This window comes from Halovenus carboxidivorans (assembly GCF_009831575.1).
Classification (GTDB): domain Archaea; phylum Halobacteriota; class Halobacteria; order Halobacteriales; family Haloarculaceae; genus Halovenus; species Halovenus carboxidivorans.
In genome coordinates this window covers 106,329-131,982 of sequence record NZ_WUUT01000007.1, presented here as the reverse complement: position 1 = coordinate 131,982, position 25,654 = coordinate 106,329, and the positions used below count along the sequence as shown (strand labels likewise).

22 protein-coding genes are annotated in these 25,654 nt (G+C 62.2%); 12 read left to right on the top strand and 10 right to left on the bottom strand.

What is annotated here, in order from left to right; translation table 11 throughout:
• Positions 1 to 54 precede the first annotated feature (54 nt).
• Positions 55 to 1,734 (bottom strand): asparagine synthase-related protein, encoded by a 1,680-nt coding sequence (locus tag GRX03_RS15650; protein ID WP_159765263.1) that lies wholly within the window; start codon positions 1,732 to 1,734, stop codon positions 55 to 57.
• A gap of 1,335 nt (positions 1,735 to 3,069) precedes the next feature.
• A complete protein-coding gene (locus GRX03_RS15645) occupies positions 3,070 to 4,296 on the bottom strand; it encodes a nitrate/nitrite transporter (RefSeq protein ID WP_368278570.1) in 1,227 nt (408 codons plus the stop codon).
• A gap of 297 nt (positions 4,297 to 4,593) precedes the next feature.
• On the opposite strand from GRX03_RS15645, the gene GRX03_RS16625 reads away from it, so the two are divergent.
• Complete coding sequence (locus tag GRX03_RS16625; protein ID WP_201289263.1) at positions 4,594 to 5,517, top strand: hypothetical protein; 924 nt, start codon at positions 4,594 to 4,596, stop codon at positions 5,515 to 5,517.
• Positions 5,518 to 5,972: 455 nt separating this feature from the next.
• Here the strand turns inward: GRX03_RS16625 and GRX03_RS15635 are convergent, their stop codons facing one another.
• The 3 genes from GRX03_RS15635 to GRX03_RS15625 all read right to left on the bottom strand — a co-directional run bounded on the left by GRX03_RS15635 (position 5,973) and on the right by GRX03_RS15625 (position 8,783).
• Positions 5,973 to 6,623 carry an alpha/beta hydrolase gene (locus GRX03_RS15635; protein ID WP_201289262.1) on the bottom strand — a complete coding sequence of 217 codons (651 nt, stop codon included), beginning with the start codon at positions 6,621 to 6,623 and terminating at the stop codon, positions 5,973 to 5,975.
• On the bottom strand, positions 6,620 to 7,531 hold the full coding sequence (locus GRX03_RS15630) for a VOC family protein (protein ID WP_159765261.1): 912 nt from the start codon (positions 7,529 to 7,531) through the stop codon (positions 6,620 to 6,622). The genes GRX03_RS15635 and GRX03_RS15630 overlap by 4 nt, the downstream gene beginning before the upstream one ends.
• Before the next feature lie 280 nt (positions 7,532 to 7,811).
• The gene (locus GRX03_RS15625; RefSeq protein WP_159765259.1) at positions 7,812 to 8,783 is read right to left on the bottom strand and encodes a quinone oxidoreductase family protein; all 972 of its coding nucleotides are present in this window, start codon (positions 8,781 to 8,783) and stop codon (positions 7,812 to 7,814) included.
• 349 nt (positions 8,784 to 9,132) lie between these two features.
• Here GRX03_RS15625 and GRX03_RS15620 point away from each other — a divergent pair, with 349 nt between their 5' ends.
• Positions 9,133 to 10,464: an MATE family efflux transporter gene (locus GRX03_RS15620; protein ID WP_159765293.1), complete on the top strand. Its 1,332-nt coding sequence runs from the start codon at positions 9,133 to 9,135 to the stop codon at positions 10,462 to 10,464.
• 178 nt (positions 10,465 to 10,642) lie between these two features.
• On the top strand, positions 10,643 to 11,434 hold the full coding sequence (locus GRX03_RS15615; RefSeq protein WP_159765257.1) for a hypothetical protein: 792 nt from the start codon (positions 10,643 to 10,645) through the stop codon (positions 11,432 to 11,434).
• 118 nt (positions 11,435 to 11,552) lie between these two features.
• Here the strand turns inward: GRX03_RS15615 and GRX03_RS15610 are convergent, their stop codons facing one another.
• On the bottom strand, positions 11,553 to 13,304 hold the full coding sequence (locus GRX03_RS15610) for a trypsin-like serine peptidase (RefSeq protein WP_159765255.1): 1,752 nt from the start codon (positions 13,302 to 13,304) through the stop codon (positions 11,553 to 11,555).
• Positions 13,305 to 13,344: 40 nt separating this feature from the next.
• Between GRX03_RS15610 and GRX03_RS15605 the strand changes: the two genes are divergently transcribed.
• The gene (locus GRX03_RS15605) at positions 13,345 to 14,046 is read left to right on the top strand and encodes an outer membrane protein assembly factor BamB family protein (protein ID WP_159765253.1); all 702 of its coding nucleotides are present in this window, start codon (positions 13,345 to 13,347) and stop codon (positions 14,044 to 14,046) included.
• A 23-nt stretch (positions 14,047 to 14,069) separates the two neighbouring features.
• Here the strand turns inward: GRX03_RS15605 and GRX03_RS15600 are convergent, their stop codons facing one another.
• Complete coding sequence (locus tag GRX03_RS15600; protein ID WP_159765251.1) at positions 14,070 to 15,134, bottom strand: zinc-dependent alcohol dehydrogenase family protein; 1,065 nt, start codon at positions 15,132 to 15,134, stop codon at positions 14,070 to 14,072.
• Positions 15,135 to 15,528: 394 nt separating this feature from the next.
• Between GRX03_RS15600 and GRX03_RS15595 the strand changes: the two genes are divergently transcribed.
• From GRX03_RS15595 to GRX03_RS15575, 5 genes are all read left to right on the top strand, one after another.
• Positions 15,529 to 15,735: a DUF4177 domain-containing protein gene (locus GRX03_RS15595; RefSeq protein WP_159765249.1), complete on the top strand. Its 207-nt coding sequence runs from the start codon at positions 15,529 to 15,531 to the stop codon at positions 15,733 to 15,735.
• A complete protein-coding gene (locus tag GRX03_RS15590) occupies positions 15,732 to 16,739 on the top strand; it encodes a hypothetical protein (RefSeq protein WP_233739997.1) in 1,008 nt (335 codons plus the stop codon). Before GRX03_RS15595 ends, GRX03_RS15590 begins: the two co-directional genes overlap by 4 nt.
• Positions 16,740 to 17,046: 307 nt before the next feature.
• The gene (locus GRX03_RS15585) at positions 17,047 to 17,271 is read left to right on the top strand and encodes a DUF1328 domain-containing protein (protein ID WP_201289261.1); all 225 of its coding nucleotides are present in this window, start codon (positions 17,047 to 17,049) and stop codon (positions 17,269 to 17,271) included.
• A 344-nt stretch (positions 17,272 to 17,615) separates the two neighbouring features.
• Positions 17,616 to 18,878 (top strand): tyrosine-type recombinase/integrase, encoded by a 1,263-nt coding sequence (locus GRX03_RS15580; protein ID WP_159765247.1) that lies wholly within the window; start codon positions 17,616 to 17,618, stop codon positions 18,876 to 18,878.
• A gap of 126 nt (positions 18,879 to 19,004) precedes the next feature.
• Positions 19,005 to 19,769, top strand: coding sequence for a pirin family protein (locus tag GRX03_RS15575; protein ID WP_159765245.1), 765 nt, complete (start codon positions 19,005 to 19,007; stop codon positions 19,767 to 19,769).
• A gap of 13 nt (positions 19,770 to 19,782) precedes the next feature.
• On the opposite strand, the gene GRX03_RS15570 is transcribed toward GRX03_RS15575, so the two are convergent.
• On the bottom strand, positions 19,783 to 20,937 hold the full coding sequence (locus tag GRX03_RS15570) for an RNA-guided endonuclease InsQ/TnpB family protein (protein ID WP_159765243.1): 1,155 nt from the start codon (positions 20,935 to 20,937) through the stop codon (positions 19,783 to 19,785).
• Positions 20,938 to 20,939: 2 nt separating this feature from the next.
• Positions 20,940 to 21,275: an IS200/IS605 family transposase gene (gene tnpA / locus GRX03_RS15565; RefSeq protein WP_394351742.1), complete on the bottom strand. Its 336-nt coding sequence runs from the start codon at positions 21,273 to 21,275 to the stop codon at positions 20,940 to 20,942.
• A 359-nt stretch (positions 21,276 to 21,634) separates the two neighbouring features.
• Here tnpA and GRX03_RS15560 point away from each other — a divergent pair, with 359 nt between their 5' ends.
• From GRX03_RS15560 to GRX03_RS15550, 3 genes are all read left to right on the top strand, one after another.
• Positions 21,635 to 23,839 carry a PAS domain-containing protein gene (locus tag GRX03_RS15560; protein ID WP_159765241.1) on the top strand — a complete coding sequence of 735 codons (2,205 nt, stop codon included), beginning with the start codon at positions 21,635 to 21,637 and terminating at the stop codon, positions 23,837 to 23,839.
• Between the two features lie 295 nt (positions 23,840 to 24,134).
• Complete coding sequence (locus GRX03_RS15555) at positions 24,135 to 24,545, top strand: Rieske (2Fe-2S) protein (RefSeq protein ID WP_368278567.1); 411 nt, start codon at positions 24,135 to 24,137, stop codon at positions 24,543 to 24,545.
• A gap of 75 nt (positions 24,546 to 24,620) precedes the next feature.
• Positions 24,621 to 25,037: a universal stress protein gene (locus tag GRX03_RS15550; RefSeq protein ID WP_159765237.1), complete on the top strand. Its 417-nt coding sequence runs from the start codon at positions 24,621 to 24,623 to the stop codon at positions 25,035 to 25,037.
• Here GRX03_RS15550 and GRX03_RS15545 read toward each other — a convergent pair whose 3' ends face one another.
• The gene (locus GRX03_RS15545) at positions 25,038 to 25,595 is read right to left on the bottom strand and encodes an ArsR/SmtB family transcription factor (RefSeq protein ID WP_159765235.1); all 558 of its coding nucleotides are present in this window, start codon (positions 25,593 to 25,595) and stop codon (positions 25,038 to 25,040) included.
• Between the last annotated feature and the right edge of the window lie 59 nt (positions 25,596 to 25,654).

The following is a 25,654-nucleotide window of genomic DNA, read 5'->3' as shown; positions in this document are numbered from 1 at the left end:
CACGCCCCGAACGGAGTGTGGCTCACACTCCGTGAGGCGGTGTCTCGCCCGCAACTATCCGCTCTTACCGGCACGCCCGACTGCCCGGTCGAGTTCCGTCGATCCCGGCAGTGTGAAATACCCGTTCTCGTAGAGGTAGAGATACAGGAGCGTCCTGTGCAATGCGTTGTCGTCGACGTTCGCGAACGAAAACGAGTCGAAGGTCTCCTCAGAGACGATCCTGTAACGGGGATCTGTGTGATAGAGATCCTGGCTCCGGTACTCGTTGTAGCGGCGACGGATCGCTTCCGTCGCCGGGTCCGGTAGCGCGTGGACGAGGCGAACGATCTGGTTCCAGAGCAGATTTGCCGGCGACTGTGAAGATCCATCGCCCCCGAGTTCGTCGCGTAGCCGAACGCCACGTACCTCCCTGTCGAGACGTGCCGCGTACTCCTTCAGCGCTCGCTTCTCTACGCGGTCTCTGTGATCAGACCGCTGGAAGAACGAAAACAACTCCTTGTCCAGCAGTGGGTACCACATATCGAATCCGAGATACTCGTACTCTCGACGGATCGTGATGAACTTCGGCAGACGCTCCTGCCAGTACCACTGTTCGATGCCGCGCATGGCAGCGGGAGTCGGCTCTACAGTCCCCGAGTGATAGAGGCTCGCGGGAATCTGGTCTACCATTCGACTCTCGAACAACTCCCGCCACTGCGTCCTGGAGGAGGCCTCCCAATGTGAGTAGTGCAGACTCCAGAGGAGGTCGGTGAACTCCGCTCTGCTGAGCGTGTGTTGCTCTCGAACCCAGGCCGGGAGAAACGTGCCTGCGCCCAATAACTGGTGACCCAGTACGTGAACGACCTCTTCCGGATCGATCCCGCCCGCCTCCAGTTTCCGCCGCTGGATGACCTTGTTGATGCTGGGATACTCCGAGAGATAGCCGATATCCTCGACCAGTTTCATCTGCGCGGAGCCGTCGATCCGTCCGTAATCGGCTGCTCCGCTCGTCACGGTGATATGCTCGAAGTCTAGGTCGTCCGCCAGCGACCGCGCTGTTTCGACGTTCTCCGAACCCGATGCGGCCGCTTGGGTCGTGTACGCTACGACGTTCTCGTATCCCAGCCGATGGAGCATGAGAGCGATTATCCTGGAATCATACCCGCCGGAGAGGCCGAGCAGAATCGTCCGTCCGTCGGCCCGGTCGATTAATCGACCGACTGCGCCTTCGACCACCTCGTCCAGTTCGTCCATGTCGATCGAAGTCGTACTCTCGGTCGGGCTGTGGACGAAGTATCGCCCGCTCTGAACGCCGGGCTCGGAGTCGTCAAACCGCACGAGTTCGCCGGCTCGAAGTTGCTTGACATCTCTACTGAGCGTGTCCTTTCCGGAGACGAAACAGCAAAACAGATACTCGGTCGCGGCGATGGGGTCGTAGCCACGACTGGCGCCGGCATCGTGAACCCACTCGGCAGAATCGCTCACGTACACGTCGTCGGTGACAGCGTAGTAGAGCGGCCAACTCCGGACGTGATCGACGGCGGCGAACGTCGCCGCCTCAGTCTGATGAATAACGGAGAAGAACCCGTTGCCCCGGGAGAGAACTCGACGCAATTCGTCCTCGCTTTCAGTTTTCGAGACTCGGTCCGCCAAGTCCTCGGCGGATAGCTGTTCCCCGTCGACGAACGCGCTTCCGGCGACCATCGTATCCCCATTACGTACCCACTGGCTGTCGTGGTGGAGCTGAATCCTCATAGCGGCACACAGGCCAGAAACCGGATTAAGTACGAACAACTTATTACCGAAAGGGAAGCCGGCGTCTCCGACTCGACCGCCGTGACCAATCCACACTGAGAATTCGATCACGTCGACGCCAACGGAACATTGGCAATAGCTGACGAGCAGACCTGCGTCACCGACCGGGTGAAGCGTCTCCTCGACCCGCGGCGACGAGAGGAAGAACTCGCGACTGGGGAGGAAGTGTTTGATATAGCACTATGTAGTTTACAATCGCAGATTCGGGCCGCAACACTCTTCTTCTCCCTGAATTTGGCGTAATACCCTAACCCACAGTTGATCGTGATTAGAGTGGTAATCACGACCACTCTGACGTGTCCTGCCGCCGTCGGGGAAGCACAGAACGTCGAACCGCACAGAGAGTCTTGAACTCGGGGAGACCCTTCGAACACCGCATCTCTGGTCCGCGTCGAGCATCTCCCCGGTAAGATCTGATGTTTTCTGACACGGACCAATACTCGAGATTCCCATCTCGAAAGACGAGTTCTGGTCGATCGACGAGGATGGGCCATCGCTCTCCGACCTCGCGCCGGACACCACCCAAGGTGCGGTGTATCGCTTCCTCCTTGAGCACGCCGACCAGGCGTTTCGCCAACGGGAGATTGTCGACGCCGACGACATCTCCGAGGGCAGCGTCGGCCCCACGCTGAAGCGCTCGCCGACCACCAGGAACGAGAGTCCCGTCTCGAAGAGTCGACAGATCAGGAAGGAGTCGAAGAGCAACCAGACGATCTTCCGGCGTCCCGGCCAAAGCAACGGTCACGATCGAGGAAATCAACGACAACCGCTACTACTACTGGCAGTGACGGGAGGGAGAGAGGATTCGTTCCCAGTACAGAGGGCCGATCAATCCGAACGAGTAAAACCTCGATGAGAGAGGACACCCACCTCACGTTTCCGTCGTAACTGTCTGTGGACAGAGGGAGGAAGGCTGATCTCGATGGGGCTACACCCCCGGGATTTCCGTCGTTTCTCCACGATGACGCAGGGAGAGTCACGGTTCGTACTATACAGCCACTAACTATGCCGATATGGAACAATATGGAGATGAACCGACTCCTACAGGCGGAGCAAGCAAGTGCCTCGGGACTCGACCCCGAGGCGGATCACACTAGCGGTGGCACGATTCAGTTAATCAGAAGCGGCCGCCCATCAAGCCGTCTGCACTCTCCGCTCTGGAATACAGGTAGATGACTCTCGTTCCGAGAGTGATCTGACCTATCGCTCATACGACTGGACGATGGGAGATCGTGGTCTGACCCCTCTCGTGGCCACCTTGGAGAGTGTTCGTGGTTACGCTCGCTCCGGCTCCGGCGCGTACCACGCCAAGAGCACTCCGAGTACTCCGAGCCCGCCGGCCACGAGGAAGGCCGTCTCGTAGTTCGAGGCCTCGATGAGTCGCCCCGCGGCGATGGGTGCGAGAAACGCCCCCGCCAGGCCGACGCTCGTGAGGAAGGCGACGGCAGTCGCGGCGACGGCCGGCTCGACCAGCTCCCGGACGTACACGAAGACGAGGCCGAGACAGAGCTGGATGGCGAATCCGGCGACGAGCAGCGCCGCGACGACGACGGGAACAGTCCGAATCGCGGTAAAGCCCGCGACGATGGGTGTCGCCGCGAGAAAGGAAAGGAGGACGACCGGGCGGCGGCGACCGCCAAAGAGCGTATCCGAGAGGACGCCGCCGGTCACTCGGGAGAGTACGCCGACGGCCGGAAACAAGGCGACAAGCGCGCCGCTAAGCCCCAACGACAGCTGCAGGTTCTCGGTCAGATACGACGGGGCCCAGCTGTTAACGAACAGATACAGCGCGTAGCCGAGAAAGCCGAGGAGGCCGACTGTCCAGACCCGACGGTTCGTGACGACACGACCGAGGTCCGTCAGCGTCGGCGCTGGGGTCCCGGTAGCGTGTCCGCTGCCGCGGCTCATCGGCCAGAAGATAATCACTCCCACGCACGCGATGCCCGTGAAGATCGGAAAGATTGCCGGCCAGCCGAACTGTTCGGCGACGATGGGGCCAGTCCCCTGCCCGATGGCGAACCCGACCGGTCCGCTCGCAGTGAACGTCGCCACTGCTGTCCCCTGTCTGGCGGGATCGAACGACCGCCCGACGATATCGATGCCCGCGTTCCAGACGACGACGTAGGCGACGCCGCCGAGGACGCGTGAGGCGACGAGCGACCAGTACGCGCCTGCGGTCGCGGCCTGCCAGCCCCACGCTCCGGCGACGAGGAGAAAGCCGACCCCCGCGGCGATGGCGTACCGTGAATTCGTCCGGTCGAGCACGATTCCGACGGGAATACTCGCGAGGACCGCCGTCCCGAACATGACGCTGACGAGGAGGCCGGCTTCCGACGCGCTAACACCCAACGACGCCCGAATGAGGGGTGTCACGCTCGCCGGGACCAGCTCGTAGGCGCCGAGGGCGACGGACATGAGAATTGCGCCCGCGAGCAGCCCCCAGCGGGCACGCTCGCTCGTCACGGCCGTCGTCGCGTCTAGCGTGGTGTCCTCACTCGACACACCAGCTCTGTTCACCCCAACACCTTATCAATGTAGTGCGGTGCGCTCGAATAGCCTGCTCGCACGAATCTATCCGACATGGGCAGGCAACAGATAGCTCCGTCGTCTGTTGCATCTTCCCTCTGTACTGATCGATTACGAGTTATCGAATAAACCGCGAGTCACTCACTTCCGGTGCATACCGAGGGATAGGCGCCCTCCCGGTTTCTGGAAAGCGTTCGGAGTGCCGTTCGTGACTGGCACAAAATATTTCTCAACGAACGTGTTTTTCGTTCCCAACAAAAAGAGCGATCAAATATGGATTGGTCCCTCGTCAGCCAATTCCGCGGTGAGGTTGCGATCGTCGTCGGGTTCCTCTTGCTCCTCAATCCGGCCGTCGTTGGCACGCTCGATATCGGAGATCCGGACAGGTATCGATACGAGGCCACCGAGGTTTCGTTCTCGGAAAACGGAACCTACTCGCACGCAGCCCATCCGATCCCTCTCGATTCCGATGTGGGGTGTTTTGGCGACGATGACTGGAGCCGAGCCTGTATTCTCGAGCGAGCTATCCACGCCAACGGAGGGATCACATACGACGGACCCACAAATCCGTTTTTAGAGAGTGAATACAGTTATATCCACATCTGGGAGGAGGGATTCTTCCGACCGATTACTGAGGAACGGGAGGTTTCGTTCTCGGAAAACGGAACCTACTCGCACGCAGCCCATCCGATCCCTCTCGATTCCGATGTGGGGTGTTTTGGCGACGATGACTGGAGCCGAGCCTGTATTCTCGAGCGAGCTATCCACGCCAACGGAGGGATCACATACGACGGACCCACAAATCCGTTTTTAGAGAGTGAATACAGTTATATCCACATCTGGGAGGAGGGATTCTTCCGACCGATTACTGAGGAACGGGAAGACGGGACTGTCCGGTACGGACTTGCGCCCGTCTCGACAGAGGAGGCCCTCGAAGACGTCGCAACGCCGTTGGAACGGACTGAACGTGGCGTCCGAACTGCTATCGAGACCGGGGCTTACGAGACCTCCGACGAACTCTCAGGCGATAACGAACTCGTGCAGGCCGATAATACCTACTATGTCGTCTACGCAACGGCAGTTCACGAGAGGCAAGGAACAGAGCGGAGGCAAGCAGTTATCGTACTACAGTGGGTGCTCGGAATCGCTGGCGCACTGCTGATTCTCCGCGGACAACGGCACCGGGTCGAGCGATAATCACTCAGAAGAGCCGACCACCTGGACCACACTCACAGTAGGTGCCGTGGGTCGGCTTCCCCGTTGCGGCTGCTATGCTGCTACCGACGGGTCGAGGACCTCCGAATAGCCTGTTCCCGGATACAACTTCTGCGTCTTATGCGGCAATTCTGGGACCCCTCTCCCGGGTACACATCTCGACACACGTTGTACCGCCTACATTGGACAATTCAACGAACCGCGGACCACCTATTTACACTGCGAATTGACCACTGAGAGTGACAGGAAATTCATACATCTCCTGAACGCCGCACAAGATGTAAGCCCCATCTCTCACAGAGGGCCTGCTCCAGATCTGACTGTGTGATGACCTGACATCGCGTATATTCACCCCAGTCGCTTCGACAACCGAACCGGTGGGTGATTCCGCGACTTTCGGTGAGATGCGAATCAGACCGCAGCACCGGATCGATAGGCTACTCGGGTGAAACTGCCGCTATCAGACGGTTGATTGCCGATATCTCTCCATCGTTGATGGCGTGCCCAACTTCCGGATACGTCTCAGTGGTCGTCTCGGCACCCATCGCGGCGAGGATATCGACGCTGGCTTCGACGTGGGCCGTGGACACGTGTGGGTCGTCCGCACCGACCCCACAGAACGAAGGAGTCCCTTCGAGACACCCCTCACGTGGCGTGAGAGTGGCAGTCGGCCCGAGCAACCCACCTGCGAGCGCTGCAATCCCTCCGTACCGGCGGGCTCGACGTGTGACGAACTCCAGCGCGACGGCAGCCCCCTGTGAGAAGCCCACGAACACGACCTTGTCCGGAGAGACGCCGGTCTCGCGGATCAGATCGAGGGCGGTCGCAACCTGGCCGAGTGCCGAGTCGAGATAGGCGTTCCGGCGGTCGGTCAACGGATCGGTGAACTCCCCGGGATACCAGACCCGTCCGGCAGCCGCCGGCGCGACGTAGTGGACGCCCCGACGATAGATGTCGTCGACTAACCGGAGGATACCTGCTGGTGAATCTCCGCGGCCGTGCAGTATGACGACACCTGCCCGGGCGGCCTGCGGTGGCGCACCCGCAGTCGCGATTGACTCGTCTGCGTGTGGGTCGATACGGGTCACGGTAGTTCGATCCGGGGGAGTTGGGACTCGATCGTCTCGCGGTCCTCCTCGAACTGCGAGGGAAGATACAGGTGCTCGCCTGGGGACGGATCGCCTGCCGTCATCTCGATCGGTTCGGTAGCGAGTTCGAAGAGGATGCCGCCAGCGTCGCGGACGTACAGCGAGTGATAGTAGTCCCGGTCGTGCACGTACGAGACGCGCACGTCGTCACGGCCAGCGAGCGTTTCACGCCACGCATGCAACGCGTCTACGTCGTCGACACCGAACGCAACGTGGTGGATCGTTCCCGCGCCCTCTCGACCGTACTCTGTATCTCGGTCGAGAATATCGACGACACCGCGACCGGTCCGATATCGAACCCGGGTGCCGTCCTGACCGCCGCGGGTGAAGCCGAACGTCTCCAGGATACTGGCAGTGATATAGGGACTTGCCGACAAGACCGACACGCCGGCGACACCCCGGATTCCGTGTTCCGGCGGCACCGATCCGTCCCACGGTTCGGCGTGGCCCGTTCCCGCCACGAGTTCAATATGCGTTCCGTCGGGGTCGTGGACGGACAGCGCGCGCTCGTCGAAGCGACGGTCTATCGAGCCAACGACCGCCCCACGATCTTCGAGTCGACTGCGCCAGTAGTCAAGCGACTGGTCCGGAACAGCCAGAGCCGTAGACGCGATCTGTGGACGACCGACGCGACCGTCGGCTTCGTCGAGGAACGGAAAAAACGTCAGGACGGAACCGGCCGACCCGGTCGCATCGCCGTAGTGGAGGTGATAAGAGAATCGATCCTCGAAGTCGACTGTCCGTTTCACGAACCGAAGACCGAGCGCGTCGCTGTAGAAATCGACGTTTGATTGCCCATCCCGTACGATGCCGGTAACGTGGTGAATTCCGTGAACGGCTGGTCTCATGCAATCGCATAGGTCGTGCGAGCATAATGTTTCTCCGGCCGCTGGACACACGCTCTAAGTCCCGCGCGGGAATTCAAACTAGGTAGCGAGGCGGATTCCCCGCGCCACCGTGCGCGGGGCAGTTGACTAGACGCTCTCTCACCGGCCGTCCTCTGGCCCACATCTCGCATGCCTCTTATCAAAATGTGTGTTAAAGAACTGTTTCGGACGGAGAGGAGACATGAGCTGAACCACCAACGGAGTAGATAGTCTCCGGAGCCAAGGCGGACGAAAGGCGAGTTCAGGGAGTGAGAACGATTTTGCCGAGGAAGCTCTCTTCCATGATCGCTCGATGGGCCTGTGCCGCGTCCTCTAACGGATAGGTGCGGTCGATGACCACTTCGAGGCGGTCCTCCGCCACGAGTCGTCCGAGCCGGTCGAGAATCGGCCCGATATCCGGGGCGTCCGGGTGGGTGGCGAGATTCGACATGCTCATCATGTGGATGTCGAGCTCTTTCGACCGCGCTGCTGGCACGTCTGAGAGTGTCGCCTCGTCACCCGCGAGGACGGACACGTCCCCGCCGAATCCTGCGACCGCAACGTCCGTATCGAAGTACGTCCCAGGCAACGCGTCGAGAACGAGGTCTGCGCCCCCCGTCGCCTCGACAGCCGCCTCGGTCAAATCATCACGCGTGTAGTCTATGACCGCCGCTGCACCCAGCCCCCGGACGGCGTCGTGATACTCCGGGCGGGCCGTCGCGACGGGCGTAGCCCCTAGCGCAGCGGCGAACCCGACAGCCACGTGTCCCACGCCACCGTTGCCTCCGTGTATGAACGCCGTCGCCCCGGGCTCCAAGTGAGCGTGGTGAACCATCGCCCGCCAGACGGTGACACCGACGAGGGCGACGGCAGCACCCTCCTCGAAGTCGACGCCATCGGGGAGCGGAGCGAGCAGATCCGTCGGAACGACAGCGAAGTCGGCGAAGGATCCACCCCCGAATCGACCGACGTGCAGGCCAGTCGCGAACACCCGGTCGCCCTCCTCGTGATTGTCTACGTCAGCACCCGCCGCGGCGACGACACCGGCGATGTCCGACCCGGTCGTTTTCGGCAGCCGGGGCGCTCCCTGTTCGCGGAGTATTGCGTCTATGGGGTTGATACTCGCTGCACGCATCTCGACGAGGACCTCGTCGTGTGCCGGCTCAGGACGCTCACAGTCTTCGACCCGAAGCACGTTCACCTCGCCGCAATCGTGGTATCGAACAGCTCTCATTCCTTGTTAGACAATGACGCACAACAAAAGGACTCGGCTTGGCTGTATCTTTACCGCTTCTTCCGCCGGATGGACCCAATCGGGTACGTGATGCGACCCGAAGTCGCCTGCGCCTGATAGGGACCGGGGGTTGGGAGGCGCCAGCGGCGAGATTGTCTGCTGGTCGTGCTGACGGAGGGTGACAGTACATTCGCCCGCCGGGAGCGGACAACCACCGCGTCTCATCCCCGACCGTATCGCCGCCATCCGGGAACTGAAGTAGCTCCTTCGTGGAAAGACGTGCGTGGAGTTCGACGGCACGCGACTACTGGCGGTCTGGAAGCGCGTCGGGGGGCTGTCGTGGCCGGTGATGGTCGAACAGGTCTCGCGGACGCTCATGCGGACGACGGACGTGTTCGTGACGGCTCTGTTCTCCCCGCTGGCGGTCGCAGCGGTCGGTTTGGCTGATCTCTACGCCCGTATCCCACTCCGGATCGGTTTGGGACTCGGCGCCGGTGCCATCGCACTGTCGAGTCAGGACACCAGCAGCGGGGCGACCGAACTCCGAGACGAGGCTATCACGCAGGCGCTCGTCATCGGCGTACTTACCGGACTCCCGATGGTCGCGTTCGGACTGACCCTCGGCGAGGAAGCGATCGGGATCTTGGGCGTCCTCACGGAAGACGAGAACATGGCTGATGTGGCGTCGCTTGGCGGGAGCTATCTAGCGATTATTTTCGCGACATCGCCGGCCCGACACGTGGCGCTGATCGGGGCACGAGCGTTGCAGGGGACCGGCGACACCCGGACGCCGATGTACGTCAACCTCGTCTCTAACGGCCTCAATATCGGGCTCTCGCTAATCTTAGGGTTGGGGTTGTTCGGTGCTCCCCGTCTGGAAATTATCGGCGTCGGCCTCGCCACCGCGATCGGCAACGTGTTCACTGCGACCGTGTTTCTGGGACTCCTGGCGACCGGATATACGAGCGCCGGCTATGTCCGTCCACAGCGGTTCGTCATCGTAAAGCAGTTGCTCGTCGTCTCTGCGCCGAAAGTCGCCGAAGGACTGTTCACGACGATTGTCGAGTTTCCGTTCAATGCGCTGTTACTCGCGTTTGGTACAGAAGTCAACGCCGCTTATCAGATCGGACGGCGGATCTACCAGCAGGTGACGAGTCCGCTGTCCCGTGGCTTCCGGACCGGCGCGAGTATCGTCGTCGGGCAAGCGCTCGGTGACGGGGATGCCGACCGCGCTCGGTTTGAGGGCTGGGCGACTGCGCTGCTCGGCTTGATGACCGTCGGAACGAGCGGGCTCGTACTCGCAGTCTTCGCGGATCCAATCGTCCGTCTGTTCACCGACGATCCGGCTACCATCGGGCCAGCGATTGGTTTTGCGGCCGTCTACGGACTTACCGCACCGTTCACCGTACTTTTCGTGTTGCTCGCCGGCGCGTTGCAGGGCGGCAGTGATACCATGACACCACTCGTTGCCCGGACGACAGGGCTGTTGGGATTCTATTTGGGACTATCTTACGTGACCGCTGTCGTCTTGGGCTGGGGAGTCGTTGGCTTCTACGTCGGGATCTTCGGCTACTACACGTGGTCGTTTCTCGTCGTTGCCGTCGGGTTCCGCTACGGTGGCTGGGCTGATCGCGCGACCGCTATGATGGACGAGCGCGGAAGCACCGGGCTCGAAAGTTGAACTATTCAGCCGTGTGAATAGCTCACAGTCAGGAGTGCTACGGGACACTGGATGCCTGTCGTTGCGACCGAACTCATTCAACCTCCAGTTTGAAGTATCTCAATACGATGCCGTGAGATAGTTCAAACTTCATTTCATAAAATTATATTACAATGAACGTACGAGCAATCAGGTGGTAATGAAGCGCACCCCTCTTGAACGATTTTTCGATCTCTTTGTTAACCGTTCACCGCAGAAAATATACGACGGTTCCCCTCCGCCGTCAGACGAGATTCGAGAGGAGACAATTGTCGACGGGTTCGTCGACCGCCTCGATCAACACGAACTGTGGGTTACTCCACGAGTCAACCTCTGGGAACTGAACTCCGAGCAGACTGGCATGTGGAAACCGGAGGAGATTGTGGGCCACTACGGTCATCCGCTCCAACCGGATATCGATCTTCTATTCGGCCCGGTCGATGGCTCCCGGCGGACTGGACCGCTCGTCGGTGTCGAGGTGAAACACTTCGCGTATCAGAGCGGTGCTGGGAACGTACTTCCGAAGACTCGATTGGCTACCGTCCCCGACGAGAATGGGGGCCAAGAGTGGCAGGCAGAGGGCGGATTCTACGCTGGATTAGACCAGGCGTTGGCCCTTCTGCAGACCGGCGTCGACTACGTCATCCTGGCACATATCATCCATTACGACCCGGATATCTGGGAGCTCCCTCACAGCAACAACACCGAGGACAAACGGGCTGCCTATCGAGAAATATCGAAGACGTACTCACGGAATATCGCGAGGTTGATTGACACGTTTGACCTTCCAATCGGGTACGTCGCTGCCGGTGCGGAGCCACTCACCGATGCGATTGCATCGCATACGATCCGAAAACGATCTCCCGATCGGAATCCATTCGTCCGAGCCGAGAGTGCGGGAAGAATACGCGCTTTGTTGAGCGAGGGCCTGGACCTCGACATCGAATACTGACCCCCGTAACTCACAGCTCAGACCCTCTCAGTACGTCGTCCGTTTGATCGCACGAACACCGGCGCTAATATCGAAACCGGTCGCCGTGCGGTTCCATTCTGTCCGCCGCAAGTCGTGCTCAGAGCACCTCGCGCTCGAAGACGAACGTCCGACTCTGCCCGCCTGCCGTCACTTCGATTCTGACGGTTACCTCGCCGTCGTTGTCGATCACGGTACTCGCCCCGTCCGTGTCGAGGTCGACGGTCGCGTTGTACGGCGTCGTTCCCGGTGGGATCTCTTCGAGCGTCCGCTCGTCGCTCCAGACCTGTTCGCCGCCGGCGCTGATGGAGGCATTCGCTGTCAGATTCGTGATCGTGCTGTCGGTCGGGTTCTCGATCGTCGCGTCGATCTCCCGGCAGGTCAGGCCGCACTCGGTCGCATTATCCACCGAGACGTGCAGTTGGGATAGATCGACCGACTTCTCGGACTGCCGTATCGTCAGGGTCGCGGTATCCGTGTCGCCGTCGCTGCTGACGACCGTCACCTCGGCTGTCACCAGCGGCCAGTCCGGTCCGTAGGTGTGCGTGACTTGTGGCGTCGCTGTCGTCGTGTCGGTACCGTCGCCAGAGACGGTGTTGAAATCCCATTCGTAGGATTCGATCGGTTCGTCGGGGGCGAGAGACGTGCCGGCGTCGAGAGCGACAGGCTCACCGAAACTGACTGTCGTCGATTCGGCCGTCAGGTTGGCGACCGGTTGCAGGTCGACGGAGTTCCCCCGCCGAATCATCTTCCCGATGTCGCTGTACTTGTCCCGAGAGAGCCGAACCGCTATTCCGTCGGAGATCGAATCGAGTATCTCCGGGCCCGAGGAGACGACCGAAACCAGCGTCGGTCGATTCCGGTCGTCGGTCGTCCACACCGGTCCGCCGCTGTTGCCCGGATACAGGAGTTCGTTCGTCGCCTGGCCGGTTGCAATCTTGTGGCACATGTTGTTTAGGCGGCAATCTCCCGACTGCAGAATATCCGTCCCCTGTCCGGCCGTGTCGAGGTCCCACTGTGCGGTCCCGTCGCTGCTGACGTACGGTGCCTCCCGAGCGGGATATCCCGTCGTGTGGAGCTGCGTGTAGTCGAACTCGCTCCCGTAGAACGAGGAGTCGGCGGATCGCCCCTCGTAACTGAACGTTCCCGTTTCCCTGGCGAGGTTTCGGTCCAGCGTGAGTACGGCCACGTCGTAGGCCTGGTTGCCCTGGTCGACCCACTTGTCGTAGGTCTGGATGTACTCCACCTCTGCCGGCCCGAGAAGTTCCTCGCTAAAAGGGCGCTCACCGCCGTTTCGTCCCGGGATGAACTCGATGGTGTCGCTGTAGCCGCTGTCGAACGCCCACGCACCGTCCGTGTACACGCAGTGTCCGGCCGTGATGACGTGGTTGCCCTCGACGACGGTCGCCGAGCAGTAGCCGTCACCACTGTGGGTAAGTTGCCCAACCGCGCTCCACGGATAGCTCGCTGTCACCGAGACGTTCCGCTTCGTGCGATCGGGGAACTGGTTCGGAACGTCGCTCCACGTCACCCCGTCCGGAAGCTCCGCCGACGCCGAGTCGAAGGACGCGTCGGGCGTCCGGTCGACGGTGTAGTTGTCGAAGCGCTCGTCCTGCGGATCGTACGCGACGATCGTCTGCTCACCGTCGCTCTCTCTGAACACCGGCGAGAGCGTCGTCTCCGAGTCGACCGTGACCGAGAGGGACCGACTCGCTCGTTCTCCACTCGGATAGTCTCCCTCCCAGCGGACGAACTCGTGACCGACGGCCGCGTGTGCGGTCACCTCCACGGCCGTCCCCGCCTCGTAGGTCGCCGACACGTCTTCCGGTCTCGGATCTGACGCTTTTCCCACGGCGACGCCGCCACCGGTATCGGGTACGTCGACCGACAGCGTGTGCGTCCGCGGAATCGCCCTGAACGTGACGGTCTACGCACTCGCTACCGCAGACGGAACCGAGCGGTGGTCGACCCCACTCGACATTCCGATCAAGAGTGCACCTGCGATTGCTGGCGGACAACTCTGCGTCGGGGGCCTGACCGGGACGATGACGGCACTGTCGACTTCCGACGGCACCGAACAGTGGTCCGTCGAGACCGACGGCCCCGTGTCGGGGTCGCCTGCAGTCACCGACGACGCCGTCTACGCCGGGACCGCGAACGGGACGGTCTACGCCTTGTCGACGGCTGACGGCACCGAACAGTGGACGAACGACGCCGTCGGCCGGGTCCAGTCCTCGCCGGCGGTAACTGAAACCCAGGTCTACGTCGGTGACGATGACAGTATTCTCCGCGCGCTCGCGGTGGACGACGGCAGCGAACGGTGGCGGGTCGAACTCGACGGGTCGATCACTGCCTCGCCGGCTGTCGCCGGAGGCAGTCTCTACGCCGCAACTGAGGCAGGGACCGTCAGCGCGATCACCGGCGAGAGCGCCGACCCCGATAGTTCACAGTCACAGACCGCTGAACAGCCGACCGAACCGACGACCGGAGAGGCGGCGTCAGACTCCGCAAACGGCCCCGGACTCGGGATTCCGAGCGCCGTCGCTGGCGCCGTCGGCGTGGGTTCGTGGCTCGCGGGCCGCGCTCGTGAATAAAAGACGTATTCGGGAGTGCCGTTTCAGGCGAACTCGTTGCAGACGGGGATCCCGACGGTCTGGAAGTCGTCCATCGAGGCGATCGTCTCGGGGACGGCGTCGAGATCGATCGTCTCGGAGACGACGGCACTGGGATTGAGTCGCCCGCGCTCGACCATCCGGAAGATCTCGTCGTAGCGGGTCGGCTGCATGCCGAAAGAGCCGATGAACTCGATTTCCTGCATCACCATGGCATCGGTCGGGACGGCGACCATCCCCTGCTCTTCCTGTGTCGTCAGGCCGATCTGGACGTGCTGGCCCTTCCGACCCAGCGAGAGAATCGAGTTCCGACAGGTGTCGGCGACCCCCAGCGCGTCGACGGACACGTCCGCGCCGTTGCCGGCCAGCGCCTGGACGGCCTCCGGCACGTTCTCGGTGTCGTTGACGTTGACCGTCTCGTCGGCCCCCAGCTCTTCGGCCTTCTCCAGTTTCTCGTCGATCAGGTCGACGGCGATGACGTTGGCCCCCAGCGCGTTGGCGATGTGGACCGCCGAGAGTCCGACGCCGCCACAGCCGTGGACGGCGACCCAGTCGCCCGCACCCAGATCGGCGCGGTGGGCCAGGCCGTGGAACGCGGTCATGAACCGACAGCCCAGTCCCGCCATGTCTACGGGATCGACCCCGTCCGGCAGCGGGACGGCGTTCATGTCGGCTGTGGGCACGTGGAGTTCCTCGGCGAAGGCCCCGGGTGCGGCCTCCGCGAATCCCAGCGGCACGACGTTCTCACAGACGTTCGAGTTGCCGTTGCGACACTCCTGACAGGCACCGTCTGAGAGGTTGAAGGGAACGGCGACACGCTGGCCTTCTTCGACCCGTTCGACGTCGTCGCCGACCTCGACGACGCGGCCGGCGGGTTCGTGACCGAGGATCTGGCCGCGCGGCGGTTTGGCGTCGACCCAGTCCCAGTCCCCCTTCCAGCCGTGCCAGTCACTCCGACAGACCCCACAGGCCTCGACCTCGACAACTGCCCCGTCGTCTGCTGGCTCGGGCCGTTCCACGTCCGAAATTTCGAGCGGTTCCCCGTACTCTCGTAGGACTGCTGCGCGCATGACATGTATTACTACGAAACAATTGACTTAATATTTGTGCAGAATCTGTCATTATTGCCCTCGTTGGTATGAATTGACACGGGAATCGGATGCGAGTGACAGGCACCTCTCTCGGGAGATCCCCGGGATCGTTCGGTCCTGAACTGCCGAGGGATATCCAACCAATACAGCTATTCAGATGTGGTGTCTGTTGGCTAACACGATGGCAGAGTCACTATCCCGTGACCCGCCCACACCGCCGGGGAGTGTCTCCGCAACTGTGGCGGACGCGCTCGACAGACCCACAGTCGGTGCTCTGAAGACCCTCGCTCAGTACACAGACGAGATAGCCGAAAATAAAGACAGTGAGGAGCGTTCCGGTAGAGACTCGTCCGATGAAGGTGAACGACACAGTATGGGACACTCACGCCCGACGCGATGGGAGTACGAGACGTGTCGTCCGGAACGGGACGAGACAAAAAAGGAGGCAACCGACCCAAAAGCACTGTTGAACGAGTACGGACGGGATGGCTGGGAGTTCGTCGACACCATCGATTACACCGGTGGCGGGACGAAGTATCTCGTCTTCCGGCGGCCGGCGGAGACAGGTGAGCGGACGTGAGCGACGAGAGCGGCACGACCCCATCGAATACGATCGGCAACCGGATCGGGATCAGCCGCGTCAAGTCTGCCGTACTGTTCCGAGCGAATCGATTCGCCGTTACGGCGGGGTTCGCACTCGCTATCTTCCTCGCTTTCGTCCTCGTCACGACACTGTTCGAGTCTCTCTTTCTCCAGCAACTCAGCGGCGGCGACATGATCGATACGATGTTCGCGACGATGCTCAGCGTCGTTCTCACCGGCACTACGCTCGTCGTCTCCATCGGCCAACTCGTGTTGGCACAGGAGACGGGACCGCTCGGTGACCAGCGCGAGCGCATGGACAACGCGATGGAGTTCCGCGAGTTCACCGAGGATCTCACCGGTCGCCCGAGTCCTGCCGATCCCGGTGATTTCCTCGCTGCTCTGGTCGACGCGACGGCAACCAAAAGCACTACCCTCCGCGACGAACTGAGTCTACCGCGTTCGACCGACGCCCACGACGAGATCAGGTCCTTCGCCGACGGCGTCGTCGAGAACGCGGCGGAGGTCAGTTCCGCACTCGCGGGAGCCGAGTTCGGCACGTTCGACGTGCTCTCCGCGGCGCTCGATTTCAACTACGGGTGGAAAATTGCCCGCATCGAGCACCTCGAAGCGGAGTACGGCGAGCGTCTCAGTGACGGCGACATCGCTCGCTTCGAAGACCTCAAAACCGCGCTCTCGATGTTCGGGCCAGCCCGTGAACACGTGAAGACGCTGTATTTCCAGTGGGGACTGATCGACCTCTCCCAGATGATCCTCTACGCGGCGATTCCCGCCACCGTCGTTGCGGGCCTGATGATCGCCGTCGTCGGTCCGGCGACTGCCCCGGGGGCGACGCTCGGCGTCGAACACATCACGCTCGTCGTCGGTGCGGCTCTCTCTGTCACTCTCCTGCCCTTCCTGCTTTTCGCGTCGTACCTCTTTCGTATCCTCTCTGTCGCAAAACGCACGCTCGCTATCGAACCGCTCGTGCTCCGGGAGTAGCGAGGACTCGTTCACAAGTCCTCCCCGCGTACCCTTCTCTCTGCTCGTCGTGATAAGATCGCATTACCACCCCTACGCTCGCGGACTGCCCCTCAGGCGAGTCCCGTGTCTGTCCCGATCGACGGCTGGTGAGACCTCCGCACTGCAAGCCGATCCCGCCCGCCTCTGCGTACCGAACTGTTCGACGGAAGTGCTCGTCGCGGATCACTCCCGTGCGTCGAGGGTGGTCCGTCGACGGAGTAAACGAGATGATTTTGCCGGAGAATATGCGCCAGGTAACAATTCGGCGGTAACCCCAACCGACGGTATGTCCACGCTCGGATCTACAATCGCAAGCACATCGATGACACTCGCTCAGCAGTATCCACTGCAGTCATCCGGGAACTTCATCGAGTACGCCGTCCTGTTTTTCATCCTCGCTCTCGTCGCGGCGGCGCTCGGAGCAAGTGGCGTCGCAGGCGTCAGCATGACCATCGCGAAGTGGTTCGTCATCATCTTCATCGTGCTGGCAATCGTGTCGTTTGTACTCTGAGTCTTCCCGCGGCTATACGGGCGGATTCTCATTCTATACTGTAACACGCTCTTTGTCCAGAAGGAGGGTGCGATCAGTGTTCGAGAAATCTGTTCAACTCGGCCAACTCATCCGGTGAGAGACTCTCCTGCGTGTCGAACGCCGCCTGTCGGCACTCGACAAAGACTATTAGCTTCTGCGACGAACCGACAGCCGATGCAACCGTCCAGAGACGACCACCGGAGAGCCGACGAGAGGCTGTGATTTCACGTGGCTGATGGAACCCATCTCCGCTCGGACTCGATATTGCGCAACACGACCGATTACAGTCCCCTCCCCGAACAGCGTCCAACCGCTGAGTATCTATGATCGACGACACCTCAGAACGGAGTCGCGCTGATCGGCCGCTCAGTAGCTCTTTCGACCGCTATCTCCAGGACAAAGGCAAGGGTCGCGGCGGCGAGGGGGGCAACTACCGCCGCAACGTCGCCCGCGAACTGGAGCGGTTCGCGGAGTGGGCCGCCGGGGATCGTGGCGGCGAGGAGTGGGTGGGAATCGTCCCCGAGAGTGCCGACCGTGAACCGACCTTCGCTGACCTCGACGAGCGGGTGTTTCGCGAGTACGCGCGCCATCTCGCTGGTGACCGGGGACTCAAGCAGAACACCGTCCAGACCTACTACGCGTACATCTCGGCGTGGTGTAGCTGGTGTGTCAACGAGGGGTATCTCGGAGCACACTACGCACAGCGGGCCAGCGCCACCGCACCGCTGCCCGAGGACGACGGCCGCAAACCCGGCGACCAGCAGGCCTGGACGCCGGAGCAGCGACACGCGCTGACTCGGTACGTCGACGAACGGGCTACCGAGGCCATCGACGCATATACGACCCTCTCGAACGACGCCGACCAACTCGATAGACAGCGTGCGCGCTACCGCGCACTCAAAGCCGCCCGGGACCGCGCGCTCGTCTACGTGCTCGCCTACACGGCCGTCCGGGTCGGGGAGTTGCTCCGTGACCCCGACGATCCGCGCCGCCGGGGCGTGCGATGGGAGGATCTCAACCTCCAGGACGGGAGCATGGACGTCTACCGGAAGAAACAGCAGTGGGACGCGGCCAGCCTTCCGGATCCCGTCATCGCGCCGCTGGAGCGGTACCGGACGCTTATGGAGCCTCCGGCGGAGCGGTGGCCCGTCTTCCCGACTTTCGACCAGCGTTCGCTCGCGCAGTCGGTCCGTGCCGAACTGGCCGACCGCGGCGAACGACCCGACGCGATCCGGGAACGCAGAGACGCCTACGCCCGTGACCTTCTGCTGGCGCTGGATGCGGACATTCGTCCGGCATCGCTGACGACCGACGGAGCCCGTTCGATTCTCCGCCGACTCACCGAAGACGCGGCTATCGAGATCGAACACTCGAAACACGACTACCTCGCGCCCCACGGCGGTCGTCGCGGGATGGGCGAGGTGCTGGTCCGGGCCTTCGGCTACACCGTCGCCGCCCGGTATCTCGACAACTCCGAGGAGATGGTTCGCGAACGCTACTCACACATCGAAGCCGGCGAACTCGGCGACGCGGCGACGGAAGCGCTCGACGAAATCGATAGACCCGAATCCATCGATCATCGCTGACGCGCCCGACCGGTGGCCCGCGCCCGTGTTCGTGCCACTTCAGCCCAACGCGGGTCACAGGCTCGTCACTCTCCTCTTTGATTCGTTCACACAGCACCCATATACTCGGGGCCCGTAGGTATCTCGATGACTGATTCGTCTCCCGCCCGCGCTCACCCACAGATTCACACGGCCCCTCGCACAGATGTCTCCCAGAACCAGGGGAAGTTCAGAACCCACTTCAACTTCCCCGGTCGGGCGGTCCCGGACCACGACGACCACGGCTACGGCCCGCTCGCGACCGTCGTGGAGTCGTTCATGGATCCCGGCACGCTGATCCGGATGCACCAACACCGCAACGAGGAGATCATCTCGTGGGTTCCGGAGGGCGTGATGCGTCACGACGACCGCCAGGGAAACAACCTGGTGACCGATCCCGACCACCTCATGGTGATGAACGCCGGCAGCGGCTTCTGGCACGCGGAGGAGACCCTCGCCGAGGACCCGCCGTTGCGGATGCTCCAGATCTTCGTCCGGCCGCACAGCCTCGATCTGGAGCCGGGCATCCAGCACGAACCGATCCCCGACGCGACCCCCAACGAGTGGCGACATCTCTTCGGTCCCGAAGGCAGCGATGCGCCGCTTTTCGTCCATAACGACGTTCACTTCTACGACTGCCGGCTCGACGCCGGCGCGACGACCACGCTCCCGTCCCGATCCGGCTGGGACACCTACTGCTACGTCTTCGAGGGGGCAGTCGAACTCGGTGAGGACTCGCTGGGCCACACCGAGAGCGCGGTCGTGACCGCCGACAGCGACGTCTCCGTCACGGCAGCGGAGGAGTCCACTGTTGTCGCGTTCTCGATCAATCCCGACGCTCCGGTCACGCGACAGGGCACAATCGGTCGCTGACATCCTCCCACGGCTAAAGCCGTGGGGTTCCCCCACTGGGGGTTGAACCCACGGATACGGAGAGGTTCGCAGGTTCGTCGTCACGTTGGACGATGACCTGCGTTTCGGGCCGTGCCAGTACGGCCCCCGCCTCAGACAGCGGTTTCGAGAACTTGCCCAAGGCTCGTTTACCGATATTCAACGCACCGTTTTTGTCCGCATTGTCGTCCAGCCCACATTCAGGACACTCGAACCGCCCCTGCGCTTCACGGACGCCCTCACATCCACAGCGGTTGCACGTCTTCGACGTATCGTATTCTTCGACCAGCTGCACGTCGACGCCAGCGTCGTGGGCTTTGTACTCAATATAGTTGAGTAGGCGGGCGAACGGCATCTTGTGGGTCTTATCGTTGACGTATCGCCCTTTGTCGTTGTCCTTGCGGATACCGCCGAGGTCGCCCACGACGATGACCGCGTTCCGTTCTTCAGCGTCTTCCACAACTTGCCGAGCAATCTTGTGGAGGCGGTCGTCCACCTTCCGTGCCTCCGCGTCACCGACGCGCTCAACTACCTGTTGTCCCTGCCGGGGTTTTGCCTTCCCGATGGACTTGCGGAGTTGTTTGTAGTGTTCGCGGATTTGGCGCACTTCCTCGCCGTAGAAGGTCGTCTTGCGGTCGGAGAGGAACGCACAGGTTGCAACCCACCGTGCGCCCATGTCGATGGCCAGCACGTCGTCGTACTCGTCTTGGACGGTCACAGACCGCTTGACGACGAGATGCACGTACCAGTCACCGTCACGGCGCACCAACTCGCTGTCCCGAATATCCCCACCACGGACGAGGGTTTCGTCCTTGTGCGGAACGTGGGCGGGGCACCAGATGGAGTTACCCCGTCCACGTTCGGGGTCGTAGACGGGGATTTTTACCCACCACGAGGAAAGAACGGTGTCTTCGTCGCGGACTACGTCGAACACGTCGTTGCGGAGAACGACAGGCTGTTCGGTGTCTTCGTTCGGGTCTTTCTGTCGCTGGACTTTCGACGCCTGCTGGTCGGTCGCAGAGTAGAGGTTGGCGTTTCCGCCGTGTACCTCGGTCTGGAACGCCTCGTACTCACGAGCGAGCAGGTCGGCTTTCCTGTTGGTCAGCGAGTGGACTTTGACCCGCACCGTGGTTGAGACGTTCCGTTGCATGACTACTCACCTGCTTGGGCGTCGATGTACTCCTCGATGACTTCGCTGGATACGTCGCCTGCACCTGAGACAAAGTACGAGCGTGTCCACAGCGAGGGGAGGCCGAAGTCGAACTCGTCGCGGAGGTGGCGCGAGGAGTAGCCCTTGACCTGTTGCATTATTTTGTTTGGAGCGAGTGTCGGGTCGCCCGTGATGAACAGGTGTACGTGGTCGGGGCGAATCGCCAACGCCAGTATCTCCAAGTCGAGTTCGCCGGCTTTCTCCTCGATGAGTTCTTCGAGACGGTCGCGTACCTCGTCCTCAAGTACCGATTTGCGGTACTGAGCGGGATCGAAGATCCCGCGAGGTACGCAAAGCTACGCTTTGCTTGACTTCGGACACCAGATGAAGTGGTACCGGAGTTTGTGGACGTTGGTACGTTCCCGATCGAACCCACGAGGCATCGTCAGTATATAGAAACTTTTCACCTAAAGATGTTATGTAAGTATCCAACCCCCAGCCGTGGCTACGAGCGTGGTTAGATTCCCAGTTGTCGGCTTCATCCCACGACTGAAGTCGTGGGCTTTCGCCTCGCTACCGCTGTAACAGCCACGCTGGACCGGCTCTCCGTCGTGTGACGAGTCCCGTGAAATTCTGTTTGTGACACAAAATAGTATAGTGTGTTCCTTCCCCAGTGTACGGTATCACCGGGGAGCCAATGAGGGACGGGGAGCAGACAATCACCGTTGTTCACGTCGACGACGATACAGAGGCTGCCGAGGCGGCCGCAACTCGCCTAGAGCAGATGGACGACCGGTTTACGGTTCGGATCGCCTCGTCAGCGAGCGAGGGCCGGCAGCTGTTGACAGAGCATACGGTCGATTGTATCGTCTCCGCTCACGAACTGCCCGACGAGACCGGAATCGACTTTCTCAAAGCGGTCAGAGCCGAGCGGCCGGACCTCCCGTTCGTCCTCTACACGGGAGCAGGCTCGGAACAGGTTGCGGCGGCGGCCGTCTCCGCCGACGCGACGGCGTACCTGCGGAGGGATGACGACCAGTTCGCGGCGCTCGCGGAGCGAATCACCGAAGCGGTCGAGCGCCGCCGGGCCGCCCGAGATGCCGAGCGGGCGGATCGGCGGTCGACGCGGCCCCGGGAGCGGGCAGTTCGGGACTCGGTTCTCCGCGCACAACAGGAGGCCGTGATCGACGGGATCCTCATCGTCGACGAAACCGGAGAGATCGTCACGTACAACGACCGGTTCGTCGAGATGTGGGATATCGCCGACGAGATCGTCGAGAAGGGCGACCACGATGCGGCGCTCGAACGGGCGATGGATCTGGTCGCTGATCCCGAGCAGTTCTACGAGGAGATCCAGCGCCTCTACGACAATCCGAGCGAGACGAGCCGAACGGAGGTCGAACTCACCGACGGACGGGTCTTCGAGCGGTATACGGCACCGGTCACCGGGGACGACGGCACCCACTACGGTCGGCTGTGGACCTACCGGAATATCACGGAGCGCAAACAGCGCGAGCGGGAACTCGAACGGTACGAGAGGATTCTCCAGTCCATCGACGATATCGCGTTCGTCCTCGACGAGGACCAGATCGTCGAATACGTCAACGAAACGCTCGAACGGCAGTTCGATATCCCGACCGACCAGGTGATCGGCCAGTCGATCGAGGCCCTCTCTCTCGAGTACGTCGCCGAGCACGAGGACCCCGAGAAGTTCCAGGCGGCGATCGACCGCGTCTACGATGCCGATCCGGACGCCGACGATAGTGACCGCTCGGAGCGGATCGAACTGGCTGTCGAATTCCCGGACGGGCAGTACGTCTTCGAGTATCACCTCTCGCCGATGATCGAGGACGCCGAGACGACGGCCGTCGTCGTGGTGATGCGTGACGTGACGGCGCGGAGACGCCGTGAACGCGAACTCAGGGAGACCAAAGAACAACTCGACACCGTCGTCAGAAACGCCCCAATCGTCCTGTTCGCCCTCGACGACGAAGGGGTATTCACGCTCTCGGAAGGCAAGGGCCTCGAACGACTCGGTCTCGAACCGGGCGAGGTCGTCGGGATGTCGGTGTTCGACCTGTACGCGGACCAGCCGGGTATTATCGAGGCAGTCGAGACCGCCCTCGAGGGCGAACGAACGCGATACGTCCAGACTGTCGACGGCCTCTACTTCGACACCGTCTACCAGCCGATCATCGAGGCGGACGGGACAGTATCCGGAGTGATCGGCGTCGCGATGGATATCACCGAGCAGCGCGAGTACGAACAGCAACTCGAACGCCAGAACCAGCAACTCGACGAGTTCGCGAGCGTCGTCTCCCACGACCTCCGGAACCCGCTCAACGTCGCCGCGGGACGGCTGGATCTCGCCCGCGAGGAGTGTGACAGCGACCACCTGGAACACGTCGAGCGCGCTCACGAGCGTATGGAGCGGCTGATCGACGACCTGCTGACACTGGCCCGGCAGGGCGAACCCACGACCGAGTTCGTTACCGTCCACCTCTCGGAGGTCGTGACCAGTTGTTGGGAGACGGTCGAGACGGCCGACGCGGAGTTGCGCGTCGAGGCCGACCGGACGATCCGGGCCGACGAGAACCGCCTGAAACAACTGTTCGAGAACCTCATCAGAAACGCCGTCGAGCACGGCCGTGACGACGTGACGGTGACTGTCGGCGCCATTCAGGACGGATTCTACGTCGAAGATGACGGCCCCGGCATCCCCGCCGACGAGCGTGAGGAGGTGTTCGCCGCCGGCTACTCCACCACCGACGAAGGGACGGGCTTCGGCCTGCGGATCGTCGAACAGATTGTCGACGCCCACGGATGGGACATCACGGTGACAGACGGGGCGGAGGGCGGGGCGCGGTTCGAGATCACGGGCATCACCGAGACGGTAGACTGAACCCCGACCCGGTCCGTCGCACTCCGCGAAGGCACAAGCAGTACGTGAACGACGCGCCAGCGGGTGACTGGGCGCGCTGGGCTCCACAGGCGAAGCAGGGATGTCGTGGCTGGGTCCGCAACGGGAGCGCGACGGAAGTTGACAGGGATCGGAGCCCGGCGCAACGGGTACCGACGGTGTGTCGGCACCGAGCGATAAGTTCGCACGGGTAAAAATGATAGCTGAGGCTCAAATCGTGATTTCACCGTTCGGTACGCCCTTGACATTTTTTACGCTGACACGCGTGTGTGAAGGCGTGGCGACACGTCTCACATCTGTCGACACCGTCCACGCCGAGGGATCGTGGCTGTTCACCGCGACCGACGACCGCGGCGAGACCGTCGAGGTGACCCTCGTTCCCTGCGGAGACGGCGTCGAAGCCTGGGTGAACCGTTGCACGCACGAAGACCAGCGTCTCGACCGCGGCGAGGGGATCGGTGCCGTCCTGCGCGACGGCGGTATCGTCTGTCCGAAACACGGCTCGGTGTTCGACGCCTGCGACGGTGGCTGCGAGAACGGCCCCGCGGCGGGGTCGACACTGCTCTCGGTACAGGTGTCGGTCAACCGCGGCGACGTGTTCCTGACCGACGACGACTACGAGTTCGACCACCAAGGGGGGCGCGACGACGACGAGGGGCCGAGTTCGACCTCGCACCTGCGCTTTTGAGCCGTCGACGGTCCCCCCGGCGACTCCCACACCCGCTGAAACATTCATACGTCTCCGGCGAGAGTGGACAGTGGGATGATATCACGTGTCCTGGTCGCGATGGACGGCTCGAAGATCACCGAGCGGGGACTCGAATTCGCCATCGAGGCCTACCCCGACGCGGAGATCACCGTCCTGACGGTCATCGGCGAGCCGTCCGGCATGATGGGGGAGGCGGTCGGACTCGTCTTCGAGGAGTCGCGCGCGGAAGGGACCGAAGACGCAGAGGTCATCCTCGACCGCGCTCAGGAGATTGCCGCCGAGGACGGCCGCGAGTTGGAGGGGATCATCGGCTACGGGAACCCAGCCAGCGAAATCGTGACCCGGGCGGGAGAGTTCGACACGGTGGTGATCGGCCACCACGACAGCTCTATCGCAGACCGACTGTTTATCGGCAACACGGCTCACAGCGTCGTCAGAAACTGCCCCGTCCCGGTGACCGTCGTCCGGTAATCACTCCGATCCGTCCGCTTCCGGCAGCGTGTCGTCGAGTCCGTCCGCTCGGCTCACCTCGGCCGCGTCGGTGACGACAGTCTCGTCCGCCGTCTCGGAGAGCCGTCGCTGCGTGTCGTCCTGCCGTTCGACGACCTGTTCGGCCCCGGTCACCTCACAGAACAGTTCCCTGAGATGTCGGTGGTCGGGTTCCGGGGAAGAGGGCTGTCCGCCGTCAGTTGCGAGTGGCTTCCCCCCGCCGAGCGAGAGCTTCCGTCTCGGGCCGTCGTTGCCGAAGGTGACGGTGACGCCGCCGAGGCTGGCGACGTATTCGGTTCGCGTTCGACTGTCCGGGCGGAATCGAGGCTGACCGTCGACCAGACCGGCCGCGCTGAGCCTGTCCAGTTTCCGGTAGGCGGTCGCGCGCGATACGTCACAGACATCTACGAGTTCGGGAACGACCTTCGGGCCGCGGGCGAGCGCGGCGAGGATATCCCGAGAGTCCCCGTCCCCGAGCGCGTCGAGCACCGCCGCCGCCGAGTGAGTCGCCGTCGAGCTATCTCCGTGGGTCTCTCGCATAGTGGCCCCAGAGCAGGTCTCGGTCCTTTTTGTTACACGCCGACTACTCCGGACGTGCG